Genomic DNA, 2,185 nt, shown 5'->3' on the forward strand with positions numbered 1-2,185 from the left:
CATCTCATGGAACCGGCCCAAGGAGGTGCACCTGGGCCTGGCCGACCCCACCACCCCGACATTCAAAACCAAGGAAATCCTGCCAACTACTTGACGCGGGACATGGGTACCTTTCTCTGCGATGGTGCCTTCGGAAGTGAGCATCACGATCTGGTCGGCGTTCAGGATGGTCTGGAGCCGGTGCGCGACGACGATGACTGTTCGGCCCCGGCTGACGTGGGTGATGGCGTCTTGAACGGCTTCTTCGTTGGTCGCGTCGAGGGAAGCAGTAGCTTCGTCGAGCAGGACGACCGGCGCGTCTTTCAGCAGTGCGCGGGCGATGGAGACGCGTTGGCGTTCACCACCGGAAAGATTGCTACCGCCCTCACCCACGCGAGTCTCCCATCCATCAGGTAAGCGCTCGACGATCTCGTCTACCCTCGCCAGTCGGGCTGCCTCGATCGCCTCCTCACGAGTGGCATCAGGGCGGCCGAGCCAGATGTTGGCGAGAATCGTATCGTCGAACAGGTAGACGTCTTGGAACACGGGTGCGATGCGGCTGGCGACGTGGTCGGTGCCGAACTCAGGCAACGGTACGCCGCCAAGCAGCACCCGGCCCTGGTCCGGGTCGTAGAAGCGGGCGATGAGTCGGGTGAGGGTGGTCTTGCCCGATCCGGACGGCCCCACGATCGCCGTGGTGGTCCCGTCGGGCACCTCGAAGGAGATCCCGCGGACAACCGGGGTCTCACCGTAGCTGAAGGTGACGTCTTCGACCCGGATCGACGAGTCGTCCGGGGTTTTCGGGGTTGCGGGTTCGGGGAGGGTGGGCGTGTCGATGAGGGCTTGGATGGCTTCGAGCGTGTTGCGGGCCATGCCGACGCCGCTGGAGAGCGCGGCGGCGTTGGTGATCGGTTCGGTGAACCGGACACCGAGGACGAGCAGCGCGATCAGGATCGGGGCGTCGAGGCTCCCGCCGAGGACGAGGAAGGTGCCGACGATCAGCACGAGGATCAGCGCGAGCTGCACGATGACGGCGAACACGCTCAGCCCGCCGACGCTGAGGAGGTTGTTGCGTCTCTTCACCTGGTACTGGTCGGCCAGGGCCGTCTCGATGAGGCGCTGGGCGATGCTGCCGCGGCCGGCGGTGCGGATCGCGGGCTGGGTCTGGGCGAACTCGATCAGCCGGGCCGAGGCGCGGGCGACGGTCGCGTTCTGGTCGGCGTCGATGCGTTTGAGCATGCCTGACATGCGCCGGTAGGCGAACCACATCACCGGGGAGAACACCGCGAGAGTGAGCGCGATCCGCCAGTCGATGACGAGTGTGCCGGCGATGACGGTCGCGGGGACGAGGAAGGCGTGCACGATCGGTCGCAGGATTGCGTACGGGGCAGAGGCGGCGAAGATCACGCCGCGGGTGGCAAGTTCAGAGGCGCCGCCACTGCGTTCGGACCCGAACCAGCCCAAGGGCAGTTCGACGAGCCGGTCGCCGATGCGGTCTTCCAGGGAGGACAGCACTTGGACTGCGGAGCGTTGCCCGAGGACGCTCGACCACCAGGTCGCGGCGATATACAGGACCCCGACCCCGACGAGGGCGAGCCACCACGTCCACACCTCCTGGGAGGTGGCGGTGCCGTTCGGGATGCCGAACACGGCCTGCAGGAAGGGGACGAGCAGCACGAAGGCGAAGCCTTGCAGGAGGCCGGTGACCACGATCAAGGTCAGGAGCGTGCGGAGCATGCCGCGGGCGGTGTCGTTGGACAGGTGTAGCAGCAGACGGATCACGGGCGTGCCACCTTTCGTGCGTTCTCGTAGGTCTCCCACAGAGATTGGTACAGGCCGCCGGCCCGGTTGAGCTCGGCGTGGGTGCCGGACTCGACGATCCGGCCCTTGTCGAGTACGAGAAGCTGGTCGACATTGGTGATGGTGTGCAGCCGGTGGGCGATCACGATGACCGTGCGCCCGACGGCCAGCTCGGACAGGGCCTGCTGGATCGCGGCTTCGGAGTCCGGGTCGGCGAACGCGGTCGCTTCGTCGAGCACGAGGATCGGGGCGTCGGTGAGCAGGCCGCGCGCGATCGCGAGGCGCTGCTGTTCACCGCCAGAAAAGTGGCTCTACTGACTGATCCGTGGGTGGTTGAGCGTGCCTGAGACGTGAGCACGCCGTCCTCCGCGTAGGTTTCTGAACAGTCACGAAACAGGAACCAGGG

The 2,185-nt window shown here is 66.3% G+C and carries 1 protein-coding gene and 1 pseudogene; both read right to left on the minus strand.

Features of this window, described 5'->3' with window-relative positions; translation table 11 throughout:
* Positions 1–1,761: ABC transporter ATP-binding protein (locus ACFFN1_RS13700; protein WP_376841393.1), on the minus strand; the 1,761-nt coding region annotated here is incomplete at its 3' end.
* Positions 1,758–2,075: pseudogene (locus ACFFN1_RS13705) on the minus strand (ABC transporter ATP-binding protein); the annotation flags it as partial. The pseudogene ACFFN1_RS13705 and the gene ACFFN1_RS13700, both read right to left, overlap by 4 nt.
* Between the last annotated feature and the right edge of the window lie 110 nt (positions 2,076–2,185).

Source organism: Brevibacterium otitidis (assembly GCF_042429315.1).
Classification (GTDB): Bacteria; Actinomycetota; Actinomycetes; order Actinomycetales; family Brevibacteriaceae; genus Brevibacterium; species Brevibacterium otitidis.